The organism is Skermanella sp., assembly GCF_059503625.1.
Map to the genome: position 1 here is coordinate 1 of NZ_JCACHA010000250.1, position 3,165 is coordinate 3,165.

Below are 3,165 nucleotides of genomic sequence, written 5' to 3' on the forward strand. Positions count from 1 at the left end.
ACCGGCCATAGACTGTATCCGACCTGAAAGGGCATAAGGCGATTACCGGCTTGACACCAAAATCCTCATACAAGCAGTTAGCTCGGCGATGCTTCCCCTGACATAATCCGCCTGAAGGAATAGCCACTATGGGAAAATGGAAAAAATGGCGAAAATTGTCATTCAATCGTGGCGCAAGATATGTCATTGTAAATTTACACTATATCATGGTAAGGGTAAGATCACACTACTTGAAACAGTTGAGAATGTAAGTAGGTCGACATCATCCACATAAACTTAGAAACGCGTCATCAATCCCATGTTCTCCTCAAGACCAAACGGAGTATGATGATGAGTGTGCATGAAATTTTGGACTCTTGTTTGATCACCAAGATCCAATGAATATCTCAGGGATCCCCTCATTTTTTACTTTGCTATACTTGGCGAACGCTTTGGAATAAGGCAGACTTGTGCTTGAGTTACCTTCGCCCTCGTAAAACCACAGAATTTAAAGGATGGCAGAAAAGTCAATTTCTACAACCTCATTGTCGGGTGTCCGCTAACATGTTGGAATACCAAGGCAAAAAATGAGGGGATCCCTGAGAGTGAATATGGCACGAGCGATAGCTGAACGTGTAATTCCAGGAATTTTGTGAAGCCATCGATTTGTAGGGTGTGGAGCAAGGAGAATTATCAAAAAGCGGAGGCGATCACCCCGGCTTTGGGGCGACGCACTGTCGGATGAGGTCCGGTAGGTGAGCAATTCCGTGTGCCGTGATGCCGAGGCGATCGCCGAGGTAGGCCCAGAACGAGATGGCGTTCTTCTGGCAGGTCTTCTTCAGTGACAGGAAGGTGTCGCGGCATCGTCGGCCGTCGTCACTGCGGGTGCCGCCGCTGATCTTGCGGATGGTCACCGGATCCCGGACATCCCGCTCCGAGCTGTTGGTGTTGAGCGGCACCTCAGGGCGCTCGAGGGCGACCAGCAGTTCGGCTTTGCGCAGCTTGTATCGGGCAAGTGCGGCATCGAGGTCGGCAAAGCCGGTGGTGCGGCCGAACAGGCGGTCGAACCGAGCCTTCAGAGCGGCCTTGGCCTGGGCTGAAGGATCGGTGCGATAGAGCTTGAGGTCACGGTAGAGCCACCAGATCAGATGGCGCACCAGGGCGACAGCGGCGCGCTGCGCCTCGGTCACCGGCACCAGGCGGTGGATCAGACGCTCGGCATGGATCCAGCACAGGCCGTGGCGGAACACGTCGAACTGGCCGGCCCCATCACTGACGATGACGGCGTCCTGGAGCAGGCCGTGGTGCTCGAGGCTGCCGGCAACCGCGGCCTCGCTGGCCAGCCGCACCGCCCTGGCGCCGGTGATCCCGATCGCGATCAGGTGATCGGTCCAGGCGTCCTCGTCGGCAAAGACCCGACCGTCGTGAGCCAGCAGCCGCTCGATCAGGAATGCTGGAGTGTCCTGCTCATGCAGGTAAATCAGGGTGGCGGCATTGATCACGTAGTCCTGGAACTCACCGCGCAAGGTCATCAGGAACATCAGCCGGCTCTTGGCTGCGACGGTGTCGAAGCTGGTGAAGCGATCGTCGCCGATCTGGGTGGTCACGCCGTTGATGCCCAGGTGCCGGGCTCCAGTGTCGTCAACACTGATCCAGCGAGCGGTTTCCAGCCCAGCCTGCTTGACCGCCGCTTTCTCAGTGTGGAACGCATCATGGCCCTTGGTCAGCAGATTGGAAATCTGTCCGGCCGAGATCAGGATGCCGAAATCCTGTAACTGCTGGCGCAGCAGCGGCATCGTGACCCGGCACTGGTAGTGCTGGCTCAGCAGATAACGCACCAAGTTGACCCCGAAGTGACCGGTGACCTCGGGCGGCAGCGGCGCGATGACCAGCTTGCCCTCCGGCGTCCGGTAGCACGGCCGCCAGTAGCGCACGACCCGCATCTCAACGACCAGGTCCTGGACCGTGTAGAATTTGAAGCCCTTGAACCGCCAGCCCGGCTGCGGCAACAGCGGCAACACGCGCTCCTCATCGACGATCAGCCGCGCGCTCTTGGGCGGCCGCGGATCCCGCCGCTTCGGGCGACCAGTCCCACCGGACGGTGCCGGTGGGGTATCGGTGCCCTTCTCCATTCCACTCGGCTTCAGGTTCGGTCGGCCCTTCAACCTTTTCAGCCGGGCGATTTCTTCGGTCAGCGCCGCCACCTTGGCCTCAAGCTGCGCCACGGTCGCCAGCAGGCTGACGACCACAGACCGCAGCTCCGCGGCGCAAAGGTCTTCCAGGTTGGGCAACTCCGTACGGATTGGCATGCCGCCATCGACTCACAATCCGCGGCGAAGGGGAATCCCCCTGAGTCAATTTGTCGCGCCTGTCAGCCCCCACGGCTGCCACCGGTTTTTGAGAACTCTCGGAGCAAGCTTGGCGCGGCCGTGCTCGCCGTCGAACCCAGCTCTGGAAGGATCTCAGGCTGCCGTTCTACGGCTACAACCGACCGGGCGCCAAGGTGTCGAAGAGCATACGCGAGCAGTTCGTACACCTCACCGAGGATCTGAATAAGTTCAACGTTCCAACGCTCATTATCCACGGCGATGACAACCACATCGTGGCGATTGCCAACTCGGCCTTGCGGTCAGCGACGATCATTCCGAATGCAACACGCAAGATCTACGAAGTCTATTCGCACGGAATTGCTACAACCCACAAAGATCGGATCAATCAGGATCTACTCGCGTTCATCAAAGAATAAAGCAAATCTTTCAAGTTGGTCTGCAAAGTTCCCCCTCGGACATCGCTCATATCTCATCGATCGTCACGTCCATCCCTCCCCTGTTAAAAAGGTCGAGGAAGATCCTATGGCCTATGCACACCAACCCCAACTCTCGCGTCGTGGCTTCTGCCTGTGCTGCCTCGGCTCGGCAACCTTTGCAGCCTCCGGCGCTTGGCTGACGCCAAGCGAGGTCTTTGCCCAAGCGCGCAACGTCGTTGACAATATGCGGGCTGCGGCCGCGAATGCGCCGATCAAGGTTCATACGCTTCGCGGTAATGTCAGCATGCTCGAGGGCTCCGGCGGCAACATTGGCGTGCTTACCAGCCCGTTGACAAAAGTCGCTGGCTCTGACTCGATGCACGTGGGCGTGGTGTTGTTTGAGGTGCGGCAGTATGGCCTTGGGTCGGCTGAGCAACCGG

General features: G+C 58.3%; 3 protein-coding genes. 2 read left to right on the forward strand and 1 reads right to left on the reverse strand.

What is annotated here, in order from left to right; translation table 11 throughout:
* Positions 1-689 precede the first annotated feature (689 nt).
* Positions 690-2,183 (reverse strand): IS66 family transposase, encoded by a 1,494-nt coding sequence (locus AC5JJ6_RS06010; protein WP_496041172.1) that lies wholly within the window; start codon positions 2,181-2,183, stop codon positions 690-692.
* Between the two features lie 299 nt (positions 2,184-2,482).
* On the opposite strand from AC5JJ6_RS06010, the gene AC5JJ6_RS06015 reads away from it, so the two are divergent.
* Together AC5JJ6_RS06015 and AC5JJ6_RS06020 are read left to right on the forward strand one after the other, a co-directional pair.
* Positions 2,483-2,725 (forward strand): alpha/beta fold hydrolase, encoded by a 243-nt coding sequence (locus tag AC5JJ6_RS06015; RefSeq protein WP_496041173.1) that lies wholly within the window; start codon positions 2,483-2,485, stop codon positions 2,723-2,725.
* 106 nt (positions 2,726-2,831) lie between these two features.
* On the forward strand, positions 2,832-3,165 hold a 334-nt coding region (locus AC5JJ6_RS06020), incomplete at its 3' end, for a hypothetical protein (RefSeq protein WP_496041174.1).